The sequence below is a fragment of the Prochlorococcus marinus str. MIT 0917 genome, assembly GCF_027359575.1.
Classification (GTDB): domain Bacteria; phylum Cyanobacteriota; class Cyanobacteriia; order PCC-6307; family Cyanobiaceae; genus Prochlorococcus_B; species Prochlorococcus_B marinus_D.
On record NZ_CP114784.1, the window covers coordinates 1,831,149 to 1,848,812 of the forward strand.

At 35.0% G+C, this 17,664-nt stretch carries 23 protein-coding genes and 2 tRNA genes; 12 read left to right on the forward strand and 13 right to left on the reverse strand.

Annotation, left to right across the window (positions count from 1 at the left end):
* Positions 1-3: 3 nt before the first annotated feature.
* A complete protein-coding gene (gene petA, locus O5637_RS10245) occupies positions 4-969 on the reverse strand; it encodes a cytochrome f (protein ID WP_269604747.1) in 966 nt (321 codons plus the stop codon).
* Between the two features lie 7 nt (positions 970-976).
* The gene (petC, locus tag O5637_RS10250; RefSeq protein WP_269604750.1) at positions 977-1,513 is read right to left on the reverse strand and encodes a cytochrome b6-f complex iron-sulfur subunit; all 537 of its coding nucleotides are present in this window, start codon (positions 1,511-1,513) and stop codon (positions 977-979) included.
* An 83-nt stretch (positions 1,514-1,596) separates the two neighbouring features.
* Between petC and O5637_RS10255 the strand changes: the two genes are divergently transcribed.
* On the forward strand, positions 1,597-1,959 hold the full coding sequence (locus O5637_RS10255; RefSeq protein ID WP_269604751.1) for a DUF3067 family protein: 363 nt from the start codon (positions 1,597-1,599) through the stop codon (positions 1,957-1,959).
* Here O5637_RS10255 and tatC read toward each other — a convergent pair.
* The 3 genes from tatC to O5637_RS10270 form a co-directional block, all read right to left on the reverse strand.
* Positions 1,925-2,644, reverse strand: coding sequence for a twin-arginine translocase subunit TatC (gene tatC, locus O5637_RS10260; RefSeq protein ID WP_269604753.1), 720 nt, complete (start codon positions 2,642-2,644; stop codon positions 1,925-1,927). The genes O5637_RS10255 and tatC overlap by 35 nt on opposite strands.
* 240 nt (positions 2,645-2,884) lie before the next feature.
* A complete protein-coding gene (locus tag O5637_RS10265) occupies positions 2,885-3,136 on the reverse strand; it encodes a hypothetical protein (RefSeq protein WP_269604755.1) in 252 nt (83 codons plus the stop codon).
* A 41-nt stretch (positions 3,137-3,177) separates the two neighbouring features.
* Complete coding sequence (locus tag O5637_RS10270; protein ID WP_269604757.1) at positions 3,178-4,881, reverse strand: Rqc2 family fibronectin-binding protein; 1,704 nt, start codon at positions 4,879-4,881, stop codon at positions 3,178-3,180.
* 67 nt (positions 4,882-4,948) lie between these two features.
* Here O5637_RS10270 and gmk point away from each other — a divergent pair, with 67 nt between their 5' ends.
* Entirely contained in the window at positions 4,949-5,518 is a 570-nt protein-coding gene (gene gmk / locus O5637_RS10275; protein ID WP_269604759.1) for a guanylate kinase, read from the forward strand.
* Between the two features lie 12 nt (positions 5,519-5,530).
* On the opposite strand, the gene psaJ is transcribed toward gmk, so the two are convergent.
* Both psaJ and O5637_RS10285 read right to left on the reverse strand, forming a co-directional pair.
* Positions 5,531-5,668: a photosystem I reaction center subunit IX gene (gene psaJ / locus O5637_RS10280; RefSeq protein ID WP_269604761.1), complete on the reverse strand. Its 138-nt coding sequence runs from the start codon at positions 5,666-5,668 to the stop codon at positions 5,531-5,533.
* A 44-nt stretch (positions 5,669-5,712) separates the two neighbouring features.
* Positions 5,713-6,270, reverse strand: a complete 558-nt coding sequence (locus O5637_RS10285; RefSeq protein WP_269604763.1) for a Photosystem I reaction center subunit III — start codon at positions 6,268-6,270, stop codon at positions 5,713-5,715.
* A gap of 73 nt (positions 6,271-6,343) precedes the next feature.
* Between O5637_RS10285 and tsaD the strand changes: the two genes are divergently transcribed.
* From tsaD to O5637_RS10305, 4 genes are all read left to right on the forward strand, one after another.
* Positions 6,344-7,414: a tRNA (adenosine(37)-N6)-threonylcarbamoyltransferase complex transferase subunit TsaD gene (tsaD, locus tag O5637_RS10290; protein ID WP_269604765.1), complete on the forward strand. Its 1,071-nt coding sequence runs from the start codon at positions 6,344-6,346 to the stop codon at positions 7,412-7,414.
* Positions 7,415-7,444: 30 nt separating this feature from the next.
* A complete protein-coding gene (locus O5637_RS10295) occupies positions 7,445-7,627 on the forward strand; it encodes a high light inducible protein (RefSeq protein WP_269604766.1) in 183 nt (60 codons plus the stop codon).
* 45 nt (positions 7,628-7,672) lie between these two features.
* On the forward strand, positions 7,673-8,194 hold the full coding sequence (locus tag O5637_RS10300; protein WP_269604768.1) for a DUF1643 domain-containing protein: 522 nt from the start codon (positions 7,673-7,675) through the stop codon (positions 8,192-8,194).
* Positions 8,195-8,366: 172 nt separating this feature from the next.
* A complete protein-coding gene (locus O5637_RS10305) occupies positions 8,367-9,632 on the forward strand; it encodes a cation:proton antiporter (RefSeq protein WP_269604770.1) in 1,266 nt (421 codons plus the stop codon).
* Here O5637_RS10305 and gltX read toward each other — a convergent pair.
* From gltX to rplS, 5 genes are all read right to left on the reverse strand, one after another.
* The gene (gene gltX, locus O5637_RS10310; protein WP_269604772.1) at positions 9,585-11,015 is read right to left on the reverse strand and encodes a glutamate--tRNA ligase; all 1,431 of its coding nucleotides are present in this window, start codon (positions 11,013-11,015) and stop codon (positions 9,585-9,587) included. The genes O5637_RS10305 and gltX overlap by 48 nt on opposite strands.
* Before the next feature lie 21 nt (positions 11,016-11,036).
* Positions 11,037-11,110 (reverse strand) — tRNA-Asp (locus tag O5637_RS10315).
* A 201-nt stretch (positions 11,111-11,311) separates the two neighbouring features.
* The gene (locus O5637_RS10320) at positions 11,312-11,500 is read right to left on the reverse strand and encodes a hyperconserved protein Hcp (RefSeq protein WP_006043540.1); all 189 of its coding nucleotides are present in this window, start codon (positions 11,498-11,500) and stop codon (positions 11,312-11,314) included.
* Positions 11,501-11,535: 35 nt separating this feature from the next.
* Positions 11,536-11,608: transfer RNA gene (locus O5637_RS10325), tRNA-Trp, on the reverse strand.
* Between the two features lie 60 nt (positions 11,609-11,668).
* Positions 11,669-12,157: a 50S ribosomal protein L19 gene (rplS, locus tag O5637_RS10330; RefSeq protein ID WP_269604843.1), complete on the reverse strand. Its 489-nt coding sequence runs from the start codon at positions 12,155-12,157 to the stop codon at positions 11,669-11,671.
* 303 nt (positions 12,158-12,460) lie between these two features.
* On the opposite strand from rplS, the gene map reads away from it, so the two are divergent.
* Complete coding sequence (gene map / locus O5637_RS10335; protein ID WP_269604845.1) at positions 12,461-13,300, forward strand: type I methionyl aminopeptidase; 840 nt, start codon at positions 12,461-12,463, stop codon at positions 13,298-13,300.
* Between the two features lie 6 nt (positions 13,301-13,306).
* Here the strand turns inward: map and O5637_RS10340 are convergent, their stop codons facing one another.
* A complete protein-coding gene (locus O5637_RS10340; protein WP_269604847.1) occupies positions 13,307-14,065 on the reverse strand; it encodes an SDR family oxidoreductase in 759 nt (252 codons plus the stop codon).
* 150 nt (positions 14,066-14,215) lie between these two features.
* Between O5637_RS10340 and O5637_RS10345 the strand changes: the two genes are divergently transcribed.
* The 5 genes from O5637_RS10345 to O5637_RS10365 all read left to right on the forward strand — a co-directional run bounded on the left by O5637_RS10345 (position 14,216) and on the right by O5637_RS10365 (position 17,662).
* Positions 14,216-15,307, forward strand: a complete 1,092-nt coding sequence (locus O5637_RS10345) for a phosphotransacetylase family protein (RefSeq protein WP_269604849.1) — start codon at positions 14,216-14,218, stop codon at positions 15,305-15,307.
* A gap of 40 nt (positions 15,308-15,347) precedes the next feature.
* Positions 15,348-15,866, forward strand: coding sequence for a DNA recombination-mediator protein A (locus tag O5637_RS10350; protein WP_269604850.1), 519 nt, complete (start codon positions 15,348-15,350; stop codon positions 15,864-15,866).
* A gap of 122 nt (positions 15,867-15,988) precedes the next feature.
* Complete coding sequence (locus O5637_RS10355) at positions 15,989-16,486, forward strand: YajQ family cyclic di-GMP-binding protein (protein WP_269604852.1); 498 nt, start codon at positions 15,989-15,991, stop codon at positions 16,484-16,486.
* Between the two features lie 40 nt (positions 16,487-16,526).
* Entirely contained in the window at positions 16,527-16,721 is a 195-nt protein-coding gene (locus O5637_RS10360; protein WP_269604853.1) for a hypothetical protein, read from the forward strand.
* Between the two features lie 137 nt (positions 16,722-16,858).
* Positions 16,859-17,662, forward strand: a complete 804-nt coding sequence (locus O5637_RS10365; RefSeq protein WP_269604855.1) for a prohibitin family protein — start codon at positions 16,859-16,861, stop codon at positions 17,660-17,662.
* Positions 17,663-17,664: the final 2 nt, after the last annotated feature.

The window sequence follows — 17,664 nt, forward strand, 5'->3', positions numbered from 1 at the left end:
AATTTATATTCCTTCAGCAGCTTGAACTTTTTCTACTTGTTTCTTTTTAAGAACTAGCATTATTTGGGATAAACCCACTCCAATAAAGAAAATTATCATACCAATAACTCTTGCCTTACTTTGTAAAACTATTTCCTTGTCAAGTTGACCAAAGCCACCAACATTTGGGTCTTCAGTTAATTTTGCACCTTTCTCAACAGTGTCACCTTCTTTTATTAATAATGAAGTACCGGCAGGAAGATTTTCAGTAAAACTTTCTCCTTCTTCATTGTTTATATTAATTATTTGTGTTCCATCTTCGTTGGTTTCTATTGAAGTTATTGTCCCTGAATTTGTTGCCGTAAACAAATTGTTATTGCTCTTCTCACCAGTTGGATAAACTTGACCTCTCCCTCTATTACCTCCTACATGAATTGAATACTTTCCAAAATTATAATTGCTGTCTTTTCTAGGATCAGGTGATAAGACAGGGAACACAATCTCTCTATTTTGATCCCCAGGTAAAGGTCCTACTAAAATAATATTTTCTTGTTCCTCGCTGTATTGGGTGAAGTAAACACCTTGTGTCTCTTCTTTTATTTCATCAGTCCATCTTTCTTGAGGAGCAAGCTTAAATCCATCTGGAAGCATTACAACGGCTCCAACTTGGAGAGGAACTTTGCTTCCATCAGCTCCAATCTCTTGCAGGTCCTTTTTATAAGGTATTTCTACTACTGTTTTAAAAACACTATCAGCACCAACTGCCTGAGGCACTTCAGCTCTCGTTGGCATACTTGCTACATGACAATTAGCGCAAACAATTTTTCCAGTTGCTTCTCTAGGATTTTCAAATTTTTGTTGTGCCCAAAATGGGTATGCCCAAGTTGGTTGAGGAATTACAAATATTGAAAATCCGATAAAAACTGAAAAGAGAAAAAGTTTTAATGAACGACTCATGATTTTAGAAATGGTATTGAAGTTTTTTTTCATTTATTTATCATCCCCACCAAGGATCAGTACCAGTTCGGAAATCAGTTTCTGTCCACTGACTTACTAGCACTTGATCATCCTCAACTGATACATGAGCTATAGCTAGAGATAGAGGGGCTGGTCCTCTTACAACTTTTCCTGTGGAATCATATTGACTTCCATGACATGGACACATGTATTTATTTGCTCCGCTATTCCATGGCACTACACAACCAAGGTGAGTACAAATCGCATTAATTCCGTAACTAGTAATTGCATCTTCACCTTCAACTATTAGGTAGGTCGGATCACCCTTAAGTCCTTGAACCAAACTTCTATCACCAACTGGATGGGTTGATAGCCAACCACTTGCACTTACATTGTTTCCTAACTCATCTTTTGCATTTGTTCCACCACCACCACCACCGGCCCTATAAGGAGTGAAGTATTGAGCTACTGGATATAATGCTCCTAAAGCAACCCCTGTAACTGTTCCAAAGGTAAGCAGATTCATGAACTGCCTTCTGCCCATTGAGGGCACATCTGCAGTTGTCATTTGTGTCATTACAGACGTTCACCTATAAATAGATATTAGACCAGAATGGACACATAAAGGGTTATTAATCTCTGCCAAGACTAGGTTTTGAAATGAGTTTTGAATTTAATGCGTCAAATTTTGGTCGTTATTCTTCTTCAATTCCATTGGAAGCAGAAGAGGTGATGAAGTGCTTAAGAAGGCGTTGGGGCGTAACATATGATTTGCGATTGTTAATAAAAAGAGACCGAATATATTTGCAAATGATGTGGGGATTTTTAGAACAACAGTCTTTTCCTATAGATGAAGAGACCTTTAAAGAAAATTTAAATCGAACCTTAGAAGTAATTAACCGTGCTGGTCAATCAAATGTTGTTAGAAATTGGCTAGAAAATGTTCAGGCTAAACCAAGATTAGGTAAAGCTATTACATTGACTTTGCCTATGGATCAAAGGATGGAAGAATTTGTCCTTTGATATTTGTTGTTAAGGCAACTAAACCAATTCCAACAAAAAACAAAAAAGTTATCGATGTTGATAAAAGAAGCATGGTTATTGGATCAGTTGATGGAGTTAAAACGGCTCCTGCAATGGCTGAGGACATCACTACAAATCTCCACGCCGATAACATCTTTTTCCAAGAAATTATTTCAAAGAAACCTAAAATTAATTGAAGTATTGGTAATTGGAAGGCCAGACCAGTTGAAAGCATGAGTAGAAGGACAAAATCTAAATACTTTTCTATTGACCATAGTGGCTCAACAACATCGGCCCCATAACTTATTAGAAATCCCAAGGCTGCAGGTATCAAAGCCTTCCAAGCGAAGAAAATTCCTAAAAAAAATAAAATTGCTGAACCAGCAACTGATGGAGCTATCAAAACCTTCTCTTTTTTAGTTAGACCTGGAAGGATGAACTTTAAAAATTGGTAAAGTATGAAAGGAAGAGAAAGAGTAAGCCCACCATAACCTGCAACTTTTATTGAAGTAAATAAAAATTCACCAGGTGCTACTTGTAAAAATTTTATTTTCCCCGCTGGCATCTCTAATGCTTGTACAAGTTTCCTAACAAATAGCAAGCAAAAACCAGATGAAAGAAGAACTGAAATAAGACTTTTTAGGATCCTTTGTCGAAGTTCTTCAAGATGATCAATTAAAGGCATCTCAAAAGATTGAGATGCCTCATATGAATTAGCTTTTTCCTTGATCCTTATAGGAGGAGGAGCTTTTGAAATATTTTCTTTTTTGTTAGAGCTATTCAGGTTGATTTAGCTTAATAGTTTTATTTTAGTAGGAAATTGAGTTAGTTAAGTACTAACTAATAAATTTTGCTAGATAGCTAGATATTTTAGAAGATATAAATAGATAAATTATTTATGATTCGTCTATCGAGATAGATTGTTTTAATTGTTTTTTGTTGGGTCAGGCAGAATAAAAGGAGGACAATCATTTAGTGAAGATTCACCATAACTAGCATATTCTTTATACCCACCCATTTTCCCGTTGGTTTTCATTAAAGCGCTTGTAAATGCTAATAAAAGAAAGACTGTGGGAGCACCAATGATTAAAGCAGCACCAAATAAATATCCAATTAAAAATTCTGGGAAAGTGTGATTACCAAGAAACTCATGAGTGCCTAGTAAAAAGTCAATCATTTAAAACTGGTCTAATGAAGATGATAGTACGACATTGAAGTTCACTTCTGGTGGAAATATTTCGCAACTCTCTCAGCTTTTCCCCATAGGACCTTCCCACCCCTATGGCTAACAGTTCCAGGTAAGGATCCTGATATCCTTTGTAGATTCTCAATTGGAACCATAATTATTGGTGTAAGCTTGTTGCCTCTCGCACGGCTAAAGAAAGAAGCAAGATCGGCAGCTAATTCAATATCTTTATCATCAAAAAGTCCATTGGATGATTTAAGTACAACATGACTCCCAGGTGTCTCTTGAGCATGAAACCAAAGATCTCCTTTTTTCCCTTTCCTTAGACTAATTAATTCGTTTTGCCTGTTATTAGAACCTATTTGAATTTTTAGACCGCTAGGGCTTTGAATCTCTTTTATAGTTGAAGCCTGTTCTTTTTTTCTATTTGATTTAAACTTGGATGAATTTTTTTTAATGCAAATATATTCTTCTACCTCATCTTTAAGTTCAATAATTGAGTCTAGTTTATTTTTATTATCACCATTAACTTCATACATAAATGAATCAAGAAATAACTCACAATATTCAATCTCAGATATTTTCTTCCTGTGAAATTCGACTCTATTTAGAATTGACTCTCTAGATCTTTTTTTTCTTTTAGCTTCTTTGAATAGATTCTGAGCCTCAAGTACTTGTTTTTTCGTTGGAGATTTTAAAGTTAGAATATTATTAGCCTTGTTTTGTAAAGTTATATATTCAGAAATATTTTTAATTAGTAATCTCTGCGCTTCAAGTTTCCTTAGTTCATCATCTTTTGACTTTTGGAGATCATGTTTTAATTTTTCTCTAATAGAAATTATTTTCCTCTCTATAATTTTATTTGAATAATATCTGCCAAGGCTAAGACAAATTTGTGTATTCTCAACCGGTGATTTTACTTCTCCCCAAACCATAAAATCAGTTGGCCCATCGAAATTTATAGAGTAATTATTACTCTCAATATCTACTAGCCACTTCCTCCATCTTTTATATATTGCTTCCCATGTTTTTAATTCAATACTGTTTACCGATTGATTTATTATATTAATTGCTTCATGATAATGATTGCTTGCAATTTGTAATGTTAGCGCCGGACTTATTCCTTGATAAGTATCTTTAAGGCAATTCTTAAATGTTGATGGAACCAAACATATATTCTCTTTCCATGAATGAAATGATTCAGAGAGGTTAGGAGCTAATCCTGTAAGAGCTGGAGGAGATTTATAATTATCTCCAGTTCCTATGGGCCTTAGTCTTGAATGAGTCTCTTTTATTTGTTTCCCAAGAGTAACTACTTTGCTTGATCTGTCTAAAAGTAAAATATTACTGTATCTACCCATCAATTCGACTACTAATTCTTTCTCAATCTCTTTACCAGGTCTGCTAGAGAATTTAAATCTTACTATTCTTTCAAATCCATTTTGTTCTATCTTTACTAAAGCTAAATTGACTAATAAATGTTTTAGTTGTTTAGCTAATGTGCTTTTTTCGCCATATCTTTTTGGAGGAGGTATTTGGACAATTCTTGGGGACTCAGCAAGCCAACTGATTTCAATCCATGTAAGCTTTTCAAGTGTTCTAAATCCTAATTGAATAGTATATGAATCAATTTGCTGTGCATTTTCAAATCTACTTGGAACTATGTATTGGCTAAGTTCACAAACAACCGCTTTAAGGGTTGTTAAGTCCATTATTTGAATTGGAACTTTATTCATTTATCATCCTTTTATATTATAAATAAAGTAATCAACCTTTAGTAGGTAAATCAGATAGGATTTAACTATGTCATCATCAGGAAATCTTACTGTTCTTACTGGCCCAAGTGGGGTAGGTAAAGGCACAATTGTTAGGAAAATCCTTGATAGCCATAGTGATGTATGGCTTTCTATTTCTGCCACTACTCGTAAACCAAGATTGGGAGAAATTGAGGGGGAGCATTATTTTTTCTTAGACAAGAAAAATTTTCAAGAAATAATTGATAGTGAAGGTTTTCTTGAGTGGGCTTCATTCTCTAATAATTTTTATGGAACACCAAAAAAAATAGTTAAAGAAAAAATAGAAAAAGGAACTAATGTTCTTCTTGAAATTGAATTAGAAGGTGCTCGACAAATTCGAAAAACTTTTCCTGAAGCATTACAAATATTTTTAGCACCACCAAATTTATCTGAACTTGAAAAAAGAATTAGAGGAAGAGGCACCGAGACCGAAGAATCTATTAAAGATCGTTTGGCAATAGCAAATAAGGAAATTTTTGCGAAAAAAGAATTTGACGCTGTAATTATTAATGAAGATATAGAAAAAGCCTTCAAGGAAATTGAAGGCTTAATGGGATTAAAATTTAAATCTAGTTAATAAATCTGTATTTTAAAAAGACATCGGGTGGAAAAGCAGGTCTGGTACAAATCTATTAAACTCAACAATAATACTTGCTGTTATTGTGATCCAAATCGCTGCCACAACTGGCGCTGATCTAAACCATTTAGTACGAAATAATTGAAACATGATTGAATAAATTAAATAGTTTTTTTAATTAGATAAATAATTTTTTAGCCTCTTGGACCATTAAGAGATACATTATTGTCTTTTTCCCTGAGCTCTCCGTTCTTTCCCTCCCTATTTGCTTGTAAAGGCCAAGCTGCTCCTCTTTTTAAGCATTGCCAAGCAAGATCAGTATCAATAATGATTTCATATTCTGCAGCGTTCTTTTTTCCTCTAACAGCTCTTACATATTCTCTTCCTGACCAACCAATAATACCGGCAATATAGATGAACATTACTCCAGGAATAAGTAGATCTCCTTCATGACCTCGGTTAATCCATGCACCCCAAGGTTCAATAGGGGGGCCAATTATTAAATGAGGAAGACCATCGTCTCCACACAAGGCTTTGCTATATCTTTCAAATCTTTTTATGGCCTGGTTTGTGGAGGCGGAGCTTGCTCTTTCTTGGAAACGGGGATTATCAGCACAAGATACCAAAGCAGAAGCAGTAAAATCTGTTGGAGCTCTATCAGCGTTTAGTGCTGGGCCTGGCCTTGCATTAGCTATTGGAGCTATTCCTAAGAAAAGGAATGTTGAAAGTAGAATTGATAAAAGACGACTCATGAGTTCTGATTTTTATCTGTTGCCCTGTTTTAATGGGATTTCAATACTAAACTTAGTTGATTACTAGCTATAAATGTCAATAATTTTATCCCTCGAAACAAGTTGTGACGAGTCTGCAGCCGCTTTAGTCTCTGATGAAAAAGGAAAAATTGATTTAATAGGTAGTGAGATAGCTTCACAAATTGAAGAACATGCTAATTGGGGTGGGGTTGTTCCGGAAATTGCTTCAAGAAGACATTTGGAAAATCTTCCATTTTTAATTGAAGAAGTTTTTGCAAAGTCAAAATTACAGATAAAAGATATAGATGCAGTAGCCGCAACTGTTACTCCAGGATTAGCAGGTTCACTTTTGGTAGGCTCAACTACCGCAAGAACTTTAGCGAATTTACATCAAATTCCATTTTTAGGAATTCATCATTTGGAGGGACATCTAGCATCAATATATTTGTCAGATAATCACCCTGAACCTCCTTTCTTAGTCTTATTGGTTAGTGGAGGACATACTGAATTGATAAAAGTAGATATTCAACATAAGTATCAACGTCTTGGTAGGAGTCATGATGATGCAGCAGGAGAAGCTTTTGATAAGGTCTCAAGACTACTGGGACTTTCCTATCCAGGTGGGCCCGCAATTCAAAAAATAGCTGAATTTGGAGATCCCAAAAAATTTATGTTCCCAAAAGGAAGAGTATCTAAACCCGAGGGTGGTTTTTATCCATACGACTTCTCTTTTAGTGGTTTGAAAACGGCTGTATTTAGGCAGATCGAAAAAATAACGTCAGAAAATAAAAAATTACCAATAGATGATATTGCTGCAAGTTTTGAATACGTAGTGGCTGAGGTCCTGGTAGAGAGGAGCCTTCGGTGTGCCCTTGATGAAGGTCTAAATTCTCTTGTCCTAGTAGGAGGAGTTGCTGCAAATGTCCGATTAAGGGAAATGATGCTTGCAAAAGCATCTGAAAATGCAATTAACATTGCTCTTGCACCAATGGAATTTTGTACTGATAATGCAGCAATGATTGGGGCGGCAGCTTTGTTAAGATTATCTTCAAATAATGTTCAAAGTTCAATGGAATTAGGTGTTTCCGCTCGTTGGCCCTTAGAAAAATCTGATTTACTTTATGATTCTAATCCTCCTTTTTAATCAATATTTTTAGGTTTTTAAATTCTTATTATGCCTGTAAAACATGGAAATGAAGTCAATAAATCAACTAGGCTTGCAAGCTCAAGTGAACTTAATTCATGGAAGAGAGGATTCACTCCTCAGGCTGAAATATGGAATGGCAGAATAGCAATTGCAGGTTTAATTATTCTATTAACTAGTCTTTTATTATCAAATATACTTTTTTCTGGTTAGAAAAAAGTATTGGTTTTACACTAATATTTAGTTTTGATTTTTTGGTTGTCATTTTGCTTGTTTAGTGAATGCAGATCCTATCGATGGATTTTAAAAAGAGAGTTATTAGGTGGTAAAAAGACGGTAGTTTTTATTGGCTTGAATCCTTCAAAAGCCAATTCATCAAATAACGATAGAACTCTCGTGAGGATAATTAATTTTTGTTCGAGATGGAATTATAAAAATATCTATATAATTAATCTCTTTGGACTGATTTCCAAGTCTCCACTTCAACTATCAAAAAGTAAAGATCCAATAGGGAAAAATAATGATTTGATTACTTTTAAATCATTAAAATTTTGGCGGGAAGATAGTAATTGTGATTTGTGGTTAGGGTGGGGTGACAATGGACAATTAAAAGGACGTGATCGTAAAGTACTAAACTTAATTAGAAATTTTTCAAATTTAAAGTCAAACGAAAATGATTATTCCAAACGTGTTTTAAGTCTTGGCCTCAGCAAAAAAGGTAACCCTCGTCATCCTCTTTATATGCCTAACCAATCTTTCTTAAGAGAATTTGATCTGTAATTTTTTAATTTGTTGTGTCAGTTATTTTCTAAATTAAAATGCATAAATTATATATGGATAGAAAGGGTTGCTACTCTATAAGAATATGTAAGTAAAATTCGCTTATTAACTTATTTATTTTTTTAGGTAGATTAAATGGATACTCGTTATATGTCTTCATTGCTAGTTATTTATGACTCCTGAGCGGCTGGGCTTGCTCTGGGGTATCACAGTTTTTTCTGGAGCTGGAGCAAGATTACTATCAGTGCTAACAGGACTTCCTGGAGTCGTTCTATTGTTGCTCTCTGGCTTGTTGATTGGGAGGTCAGGGCTTGGATTAGTTGAACCTTTAGATCTAGGTAAAGGCTTGGAGACAATCGTTGGTTTATTGGTAAGTCTTGTTTTATTTGATGGGGGATTAAATCTTCGATTTCCAGGAGGGGCAATCAAATCAATAGTTTTAAGAATTTCTTCAATTAGATTAATTATTTCTTTGGCAGCTGGTTTCCTTGCTGCTCATTGGTTTGCAGGACTTGGTTGGTCAGTAGCAGGCGTTTATAGCGCAATTGTTCTTGCTACGGGGCCTACTGTCGTAACTCCATTGGTTCGACAAATTAGACTTGCATCCCCATTAAGTGATGTTCTTGAAGCTGAAGGTTTGATACTCGAACCTATTGGAGCAGTGCTAGCACTTTTGTTATTAGAGCTTGTTGTTGGAGATTTGCATGGATGGAAAGAGCTATTTCTTGGTTTGCTTTCAAGGCTTGGAGGAGGAGTCTTAATCGGATCACTTGCAGGTCTATTGCTTTCAGAGGGTTTGAAGCGGTTACGCACTGAGCCTTATATTGGTCTTCGATTGCAACTGACTCTTGGAGTGATTTTTTTGCTTTATGGAGTATGTGAATGGCTATTGCCTGAATCAGGATTGCCGGCATCAGTTGCAGCAGGTTTTGTTGTAGGACAAAGACCTTCTACACAGGCGAATGAACTTGATAAATTAATAAGAGAATTAGCTCAGTTAGCAATAACTATGCTTTTCCCTTTGCTAGCAGCTGATGTTTCTTGGGGGGAATTGAGCCCTCTGGGGTGGGGGGGTATAATTTGCGTACTTTTTTTGATGATCGTAGTAAGACCAATAGCTGTATCAATAGCAACTTATGGATTACCTCTTGATAATAAACAAAGATTATTTCTTAGTTGGTTGGCTCCCCGTGGAATAGTTACTGCAGCAGTTGCTTCTTTATTCTCTATTAGATTGGAACAAGCAGGTGTTTTAGGCGCTGGAAAACTTCAGGGATTAGTTTTTTTGACAATATTAATGACAGTTGGTATTCAAGGCTTAACAGCTAAACCATTAGCAAAAATGTTGGGCTTATTGGATGAAGATGAAGATGAAGATGAAGATGAAGATCTAGATAAACCGACGAATTCGGCTTCTATCTTTACTGAATCTAGATAGTAAAACCCAACTTTGAATTAAATCAGGCCCCTTAAGTGTTCCAAAAAGTGCAGCTCTAAGACTTTTCATGACAAGCCCTTTTTTAACTTTGCAGTTTTTGGTGGCTTGATTGATTAAATCAAGTGCTTGATCTTTAGTAAAGATTTCAGCATCTAAGTTTTCCAGCTTTTTAAGAATAAAATTTAAAATCATTTTTGATTCTTTGATCTCCAATTGATCTTTCCCGTCATGACTTAATTCTGGCTCTTCAAAAAAAGGTTTAGCTTGATCAACTCCATCATTGATAAGAACCATAGATGGTCCAATTAAATTTACGAGATTTGTTCCCCATTCTTGATTTGGTAAAGACCAATTATTTTCTTTAAACAAAGGATCTAACTTTTTTAATAGAGCTTCGGCTGACATTTCATGTATTACTTGAGAGTTGAGCCAGTTCAATTTGTCCCAATCAAATTTGGCAGAAGCTTTATTAACCTTTTTAAAACTAAAAATCTCTGTAATATCTGAAATATTGAACCTTTCATTAACTCCCTCTGGGACAGACCAGCCAAGAAGAGTCATATAATTCGCCATTGCTTCAGATGTGTAACCCATTTTCTTGAATTCAGAGATTGAAGTAACTCCATCCCTTTTGGAAAGCTTCTTACCTTCAGAATTAAGAATTAAAGGAGTATGTGCAAAAACGGGAATATTGAGATCTAAAGCTTCGTAAAGAAGAATTTGCTTTGCAGTATTTGCAAGATGGTCTTCTCCCCTTATTACATGAGAAATTTGCATTGCTGAATCATCAGCAACAACAACTAAATTGTATAAGGGATCTCCAATTGAATCTGCTGGTGCTCTTCTTGCAATGACCATATCACCGCCTAAATCTTTTCCACTCCAAGTCATTTCCCCTCGAATTAAGTCATTCCATGAAATTAATTTTTGATCACTGATTTTGAATCTGATTACAGGTTCTCTTCCGGCGTTTATAAATTCTGATTCTTTTTGGGGAGTTAAATTTCTGTGCCTATTATCATATCTTGGAGCTAAACCATTTCTCTTTTGGGTTTCTCTCATTTCATCAAGCTCATCTTCTGATGCGTAACATTTGTATGCAAATCCTTTTTCGATAAGAGTTTTTATAATTTGCTTATGTTCATTTATTCTTTCGCTTTGAATTGTTGGGGATTCATCCCAGTTTATTCCTAGCCACTGGAGCCCATCAAATATGTTTTTTTTAAACTCTTCTTTTGATCTTTCAATATCAGTATCTTCAATTCTTAAGAGAAAAGTTCCACCTTCTTTTTTTGCAAAAAGCCAGTTAAATAATGCAGTTCTTGCTGTTCCTAGATGAAGTGTTCCCGTTGGACTTGGTGCCAATCTTACCCTAACTGTCAAAGCTCTAATTCGATTTAGATACGGGACCGACGGGATTCGAACCCGCAACTTCCGCCGTGACAGGGCGGTGCTCTAACCAGTTGAACTACGGTCCCAGTTTTAGGCCTTAAAAAGGTTTTGATCTTTTATTAAAAAGCCTTTGTATTGACCCAATGAGTATCATCCTAAAAATGCCTTCTAGTCAACTAAGAATTAATATTGTTGACTTAGTAAAACTAACTTTATAAGGTTTTTTTCATTCTAATTCTCTATGAAGAGAGATGCTCATGAAATAAAACTAAATAAGTAGATGACTTTTAAGGACGAAAACCAGCAGGCTCTATGAGCCTAACTTGATTTCCACGAGCTGTGAACTCGCGTCCTTGGTCGCTTTGAACTACTACACGGCCACCTGATTTTACACGAATAACTCGAGCTCTGACCCAGCCTAATGCGGCTGACTCAAGAACTTTTACGACATCGCCAGGTTGAAGATCCAACTCCATTCTTTAAAAAAGTAACTGCAGAAAGGGTTTTCGAACGCGCCGTGGAGGACTTGAACCCCCGACATCAGGTTTTGGAGACCTGCGTTCTACCAACTGAACTAACGGCGCATTTTATATACCCTTTAAGTCATTGTTGGTCAATGACTTTTGATTGAGGAGGCCGAAACCTCAGCGGTCGAAGCGCTGCTTTACGCGTGTGGCTTTGCCCACTCGCTCACGCAGATAGAAAAGCTTCGCTCTTCTTACTTTACCTCGGCGTTCAACCTTAATGGATGCAACTTGTGGACTGTGAACCAGAAAAATTCTTTCAACTCCTATTCCTTGGAAAATTCTCCTTACTGTAATTGTTTGATGGATTCCTCCGTGTCTCTTTGCTATTACAACACCCTCATAGGGCTGAACCCTCTCCTTATTGCCCTCACTTATCCTGACACCAACACGTACAGTATCTCCAACGTAGATGTCAGGTAGATCTTTGCTTTGCTGTGCGTCTTCAAAAGTCTTTATTATTTCTGCAGGAGAGAGCATTTTAATTGAAATTTTCTTTCCTTTAGACTTTGTTTTAGAAGCAACTTTTACTTCAGACTCCTCTGAAGCATTTGATTCATCTTCAAATTTTACCTCTTCTGATGAGGGCTCTTTCGAATCAACGGACATCACCAATTACTCTTTATTTGGCCAGGCTCTTATTGTAACTGCTGGTTTCTCAAATTAAAAATTTTTTATTTATCTGGTCTTTTCATCCTTATTTGACGACAATTTCCTCACTTAGCTTTATGCAGTCCATTGCTTGATCACTTAAAAGGATAATTATTTTTATCACCCTTTTTCTTTAATATGGAAATTTTATTAAAGAAAAGAATTTTTTTAATAAAACTGTTCCTCTCCATTTGATAGTTCACCTATTATTAGATTGTTAGCAAATTGCAAATTTAGAGGTTTTTACTTTTTTCTTAAACAATGAAACTTTTTTCTGATCTTCTTTCTTCTGAAAACTCAAAAATCCCTATCAATAATGGTCCTGTTATTAAACAAAGGAGAGGAGTTGAAATTAAGTCTGCTAGAGAGATAGAAATTATGCGTAAATCTAGTAAAATAGTTGCAACCGTATTGAGTGAAATTATAGATTTAGTTAAACCTGGAATGTCTACTTTGGATCTAGATATATATGCAGAAAAACGAATAAGAGATCATAATGCTGAGCCAAGCTTCAAAGGATATCATGGCTTTCCAGGTAGCATATGTTCAAGCATAAATAACGAAGTTGTTCATGGAATACCAAGTAAAAAGAAAATTATTAATGATGGAGATTTACTTAAAGTCGATACGGGTGCTTTTTATAATGGTTATCATGGAGATAGTTGTATCACTATATGCGTAGGTAATACATCAGATAAAGCAATTGAACTAAGTAGAGTGGCTAAAGAAGCTTTAATGCTTGGAATAAAACAAATTAAGCCGCAAAATAAACTTCTTGATATAGCAGGAGCGATAGAAGATTATGTCAAAGATAACGGTTTTAGTATTGTCGAAGATTACACCGGACATGGAGTAGGTAGGAATCTTCATGAAGAGCCTTCGGTATTTAATTTTAGAACTAATGATTTGCCAAATGTTGTTCTGAGAGAGGGGATGACTATTGCCGTGGAACCTATAATTAATCTTGGCTCAAAGTATTGCAAGACCCTTCGTGACGGATGGACGGTAATTACAAAAGATGGAAATCTATCTGCTCAATGGGAGCATACTGTCTTAGTTACTAAAAACGGATATGAGATACTAACTGATAGAGGAGATTGATTCCTTTTAATGGTGGATGGTTGAGTATATTTTTTTTATAAATCTTGAATATAATATTCTAATTGACTCTGCTAATGGCATTAATAAATATGTTAAGGGATTAGGAGTTACTATTATTAAATAAGTATCATTTTCTGCTTTTTGTATTATCTTTCTTGCTACAAATTTAGGGCTCATGATGCCTTGTGGGTTTAGGTTAGATTTAAAAGGACCTAGAATTAATTTTTTGATAATAAAAGAATTTTGTTTTTCCATTAATAATTTACTTTTTTTTAAACTTACAAGTTCACCTATCAGACGTTTTGTTATTTCATATACTGGACTAAAAGCTATTTGAATCTCTGCTTCAGATGTATTTACCCATACTTCCTTTGGACTGTACTGGTTTAAATTATTAGAAAGGGCTAAATTCTCAAAAATTTCTATCAATCTCCAATGGCTAAGAGAATTTATTTCTATCGCTTTATTTATATCATTTGAATCAATCATTTGTTTTGGATTAAATCCATGATTAAGTATTAAAATATCAATATTCGCAAGGCTGCTTGAAAGTAGTCCTTCTTTTCCACAGGACCAAAGAATCCATTCATCTGCAATGCTTTCAGAAGAGTCACTATTATTTTTTCTTTCATGAGTTAGGCCAACTACATAAGCTCCTTTTTTTTTCAGGACTTCAATAAGTGACTTTCCAAGGCTCCCATTTGCTCCAGTTATGGCAATTCTTAAACCTTTAAACCTTGAGTTTTCTGAAGAGTTTTTGTTCATTGATTTGAATCCATTGTATTTCTTGAGAAAAACATTAGGAATTACAGGATAATCTTTGTCTAATGAGAATTTTATACAGATTTAGTGTTGAGAACTTTTTCAAAAAGCCTAAACTTATAAAGATATTAATTTCACATAGATCTTTAATTAATGAGCAAGACCTTTCTAATTGGATCATGTGAACCATTTAGCGGTAAGTCAGCATTAGTTCTTGGCATGGCAAGAAATTTAATTGCTTCAAATCATTTGGTCAGATTTGGTAAACCATTAGCCACAAGCCTTGAATTAAATGTCTCTCAAGAAGGAGACATTAAAGATATAATTGATGATGATGTCAGGTTTGTGGGAGAGACGTTAAAATTATCTGCGGAAAATTTAATTCCTTCTATTCAGTTTTTAGCTGCCTCTACTGCTGGCAAGAGGATTAAGGAAAACATCTTAGACCCTGGGATTAAATTTGATGAGTTCAAGCTGTCTCTTGATTCTTCTGGTGAGGCTATCAATATTCTTGAAGCAGCAGGTAGCTTACACGAGGGACTCTTGTATGGATTAAGTCTCAGTCAACTTGCTAAAGCTTTAAACGCTAAAGTTGTACTCGCTCATTTTTGGCAAGATAGTAGAAGTGTTGAAGCTTTATTGGAGGCTAAAAATCAATTAGGAGATCAATTAAGTGGTGTCGTCTTAAATGCTGTTAACCCTGATCAAATCAAAGACATTAAAGAAAATATAGTTCCATCTCTTAAGTCGCTAGGTTTAGATGTCTTTGGAATAATGCCTAGGTCTCCTTTGTTGAGGAGTGTTACTGTTGAAGAACTGGTGAGACGTTTAAATGCTCGAGTTATTTGTTGCTCTGACAGGCTTGAGCTGATGGTCGAGACGTTGAGTATTGGCGCGATGAGTGTTAATTCTGCAATGGAATTTTTTCGAAGAAGGCGTAATATGGCGGTAGTGACAGGCGCTGATCGAACAGATATTCAATTGGCGGCTTTGGAAGCTTCTACTCAATGCTTAATACTGACAGGTGCTGGCGAGCCACTGCCACAATTGATTAATAGATCAGAAGAATTAGATGTCCCATTGCTAAAAGTTGAGAGAGATACTCTCTCAACAGTTGAAGTTATTGAGCAGGCTTTTGGTCATGTACGTCTTCATGAGACAGTTAAAGCTACTTATGCTTTTCGATTAGTACAAGAACATTGTGATCTTGATCGAATCTTTAAAACTTTAGGAATTTCTTCTTGAGTTCATGAATAATGGCTACCTTTAGAATATCTGAATTAGGATGTCCTTGAGTCGATCACTCGATCTTCCTGCATTGGGACGAGTTGATACACTCTCTCAGGAATTGGCCTTGTTGAAAAACGAGGGAAAAAGAAGAATTGCTTTTTTAGGTAGTCGACATGTACCTGTCGTTTCTATTCATATAGTTGAATTAATAGCCAGGTCTTTGGCTCAAGAGGGCCATTCTATAATCACTTCAGGTTCTCAAGGAGTAAATGCTGCAGTAATTAGAGCGGTTCTAGATGTTAACCCTTCTCTCTTAACTGTTTTGTTACCACAGTCTCTAGATAGGCAAACTGCAGAGGTCAAGGACCTTCTTGGGAGCGTTTTACATCTAATAGAGAAAGAAGAGAATAATGATTTGCCTTTGCCAATGGCAAGTAGTCTTTGTAATCAAGAAATTATTAACAGATGTGATCAATTGATTTGTTTCGCATTCCATGATAGTGAAACATTATTGAGTAGTTGCCATAGTGCTGAAGATATGGGAAAAGTTGTGAGCCTGATGTTTTTTGATTAATTTTCAATCATAGATAATCATATATTTCTAGATATTTTTAAGCTTACGAAATATCGCAAAAGTATATTTCTAAGCAATTTTGCCTTTTTTTCATAAGATGGTGGAAACGAATAGAAATTTTCATGCCCTCTTCTTATTCTTTTGATGTGGTTTCAGAATTTGATCAGCAGGAATTAGTAAATGCTATTGATCAATTGAGGAGAGAAGTGGATCAAAGGTATGATCTGAAAGACTCAAAGACAAAAATAGATGTTAAAGAAGATGAGTTATCTATTGTCTCTTTAAGTGATATGACAATCGAATCTGTAAAAGATATTTTATTACAGAAAGCAACTAAAAGAAACTTGTCATTAAAGATATTTGATTTTCAAAAAATTGAAACTATAGGAGGAAATATGGTTATGCAAATTGTTAAATTAAAGAAAGGCTTGCCTCAACAAATCGCAAAGAAATTAAGTAAGTTAGTTCGAGATGAAATGAAGAAAGTAACTGTATCAATACAAGGAGATAGCTTGAGAATTACAGGAAAAAATAAAGATGATTTGCAATCTGCAATTAATTTAATTAAGAAGCAGGAAGATGATTTAGAAATAGCTCTTCAATTTCAAAATTTTAGATAGTTAATTAATAATTAAAAACTTTATCACTAAGATTTTTGTTATGGAGCAATTAATAGAAAGACTTTCTAAAAAAGCATTTATTTTGTCCGGAAAGTCGAAGAAAGAATTAGAAAGAACATGTTGGATGATTGTTCATGAGCATAAGCATGGGGTGATGCCAACAGAATATGATATTAGGGAGATTGACGAAGAACTTTATTTGAAGGTTTTAAAAACAGCTAGAGAGATATCATAGTTAAAGGAGAGATTTTGCTTTTTATTTTTGAAAATACAATCTTGCGGGTTTAAAAATAAATTTATTATTTTTTCTATCTAACAATTTTCGCAATACTTGCTAAACCAACATAAAATCGTTTTTAGATAATCTTTATTATGACAACTCCATTTCGTAATGTGACTCCGAATGGACCAGGTGGCACAACAACTCTTCTACTTGTCCTTTCATTTACCGGATTTTTACTTCTTACGCAAGCCTTTTTCGTTGTTCCTGCTGGACAAGTTTCAGTGGTCACAACATTAGGGAAAGTAAGTGGTGGTTCACGAAAACCTGGTTTAAATTTCAAAGTACCTTTTGTTCAAAATACTTATCCTTTTAATGTTCAAACTCAAGTTAGACCTGAAAAATTTGATTCATTAACTAAAGATTTGCAAGTCATTTCTGCAACCGCTACAGTTAAATATGCTCTCAAGCCCAATGAGGCTGGAAGAGTCTTTAAAACTATCTCTTATAACGATAGAGAGATATACAACAGGATTATTCAACCATCATTACTTAAAGCCCTGAAGTCAGTTTTTTCAAAGTATGAGTTGGTAACAATAGCTAGCTCTTGGAGTGATATTTCTGAGTTGGTTGAGCAAACAGTAGCTGATGAACTTAATAAGTTTGACTATGTTGATGTTCAATCACTCGACTTGACTGGCTTGACTATTGCTGATGAATATCGAGCAGCTATCGAACAAAAACAGATTGCTGAGCAGCAATTATTGAGAGCTCAAACTGAAGTTAAAATTGCAGAGCAAGAAGCTCTTAGATACGACACATTAAATAAAAGTCTTGATGATCAAGTTCTTTTCAAATTGTTTCTAGATAAATGGAATGGTGAGACACAAGTTGTTCCTTCATTACCAGGAACCAGTTCAGGAAATGTTCCTGTAATCGTTAGAGGAAAAAATTAATT

What these genes read in the sequence shown, in the direction of transcription:
- petA (WP_269604747.1), bottom strand. Translation starts at nt 969, where the DNA reads ATGAAAAAAAACTTCAATACCATTTCTAAAATCATGAGTCGTTCATTA.
- petC (WP_269604750.1), bottom strand. Translation starts at nt 1,513, where the DNA reads ATGACACAAATGACAACTGCAGATGTGCCCTCAATGGGCAGAAGGCAG.
- O5637_RS10255 (WP_269604751.1), top strand. Translation starts at nt 1,597, where the DNA reads ATGAGTTTTGAATTTAATGCGTCAAATTTTGGTCGTTATTCTTCTTCA.
- tatC (WP_269604753.1), bottom strand. Translation starts at nt 2,644, where the DNA reads ATGCCTTTAATTGATCATCTTGAAGAACTTCGACAAAGGATCCTAAAA.
- O5637_RS10265 (WP_269604755.1), bottom strand. Translation starts at nt 3,136, where the DNA reads ATGATTGACTTTTTACTAGGCACTCATGAGTTTCTTGGTAATCACACT.
- O5637_RS10270 (WP_269604757.1), bottom strand. Translation starts at nt 4,881, where the DNA reads ATGAATAAAGTTCCAATTCAAATAATGGACTTAACAACCCTTAAAGCG.
- gmk (WP_269604759.1), top strand. Translation starts at nt 4,949, where the DNA reads ATGTCATCATCAGGAAATCTTACTGTTCTTACTGGCCCAAGTGGGGTA.
- psaJ (WP_269604761.1), bottom strand. Translation starts at nt 5,668, where the DNA reads ATGTTTCAATTATTTCGTACTAAATGGTTTAGATCAGCGCCAGTTGTG.
- O5637_RS10285 (WP_269604763.1), bottom strand. Translation starts at nt 6,270, where the DNA reads ATGAGTCGTCTTTTATCAATTCTACTTTCAACATTCCTTTTCTTAGGA.
- tsaD (WP_269604765.1), top strand. Translation starts at nt 6,344, where the DNA reads ATGTCAATAATTTTATCCCTCGAAACAAGTTGTGACGAGTCTGCAGCC.
- O5637_RS10295 (WP_269604766.1), top strand. Translation starts at nt 7,445, where the DNA reads ATGCCTGTAAAACATGGAAATGAAGTCAATAAATCAACTAGGCTTGCA.
- O5637_RS10305 (WP_269604770.1), top strand. Translation starts at nt 8,367, where the DNA reads ATGACTCCTGAGCGGCTGGGCTTGCTCTGGGGTATCACAGTTTTTTCT.
- O5637_RS10320 (WP_006043540.1), bottom strand. Translation starts at nt 11,500, where the DNA reads ATGGAGTTGGATCTTCAACCTGGCGATGTCGTAAAAGTTCTTGAGTCA.
- rplS (WP_269604843.1), bottom strand. Translation starts at nt 12,157, where the DNA reads ATGTCCGTTGATTCGAAAGAGCCCTCATCAGAAGAGGTAAAATTTGAA.
- map (WP_269604845.1), top strand. Translation starts at nt 12,461, where the DNA reads ATGAAACTTTTTTCTGATCTTCTTTCTTCTGAAAACTCAAAAATCCCT.
- O5637_RS10340 (WP_269604847.1), bottom strand. Translation starts at nt 14,065, where the DNA reads ATGAACAAAAACTCTTCAGAAAACTCAAGGTTTAAAGGTTTAAGAATT.
- O5637_RS10345 (WP_269604849.1), top strand. Translation starts at nt 14,216, where the DNA reads ATGAGCAAGACCTTTCTAATTGGATCATGTGAACCATTTAGCGGTAAG.
- O5637_RS10350 (WP_269604850.1), top strand. Translation starts at nt 15,348, where the DNA reads ATGTCCTTGAGTCGATCACTCGATCTTCCTGCATTGGGACGAGTTGAT.
- O5637_RS10355 (WP_269604852.1), top strand. Translation starts at nt 15,989, where the DNA reads ATGCCCTCTTCTTATTCTTTTGATGTGGTTTCAGAATTTGATCAGCAG.
- O5637_RS10360 (WP_269604853.1), top strand. Translation starts at nt 16,527, where the DNA reads ATGGAGCAATTAATAGAAAGACTTTCTAAAAAAGCATTTATTTTGTCC.
- O5637_RS10365 (WP_269604855.1), top strand. Translation starts at nt 16,859, where the DNA reads ATGACAACTCCATTTCGTAATGTGACTCCGAATGGACCAGGTGGCACA.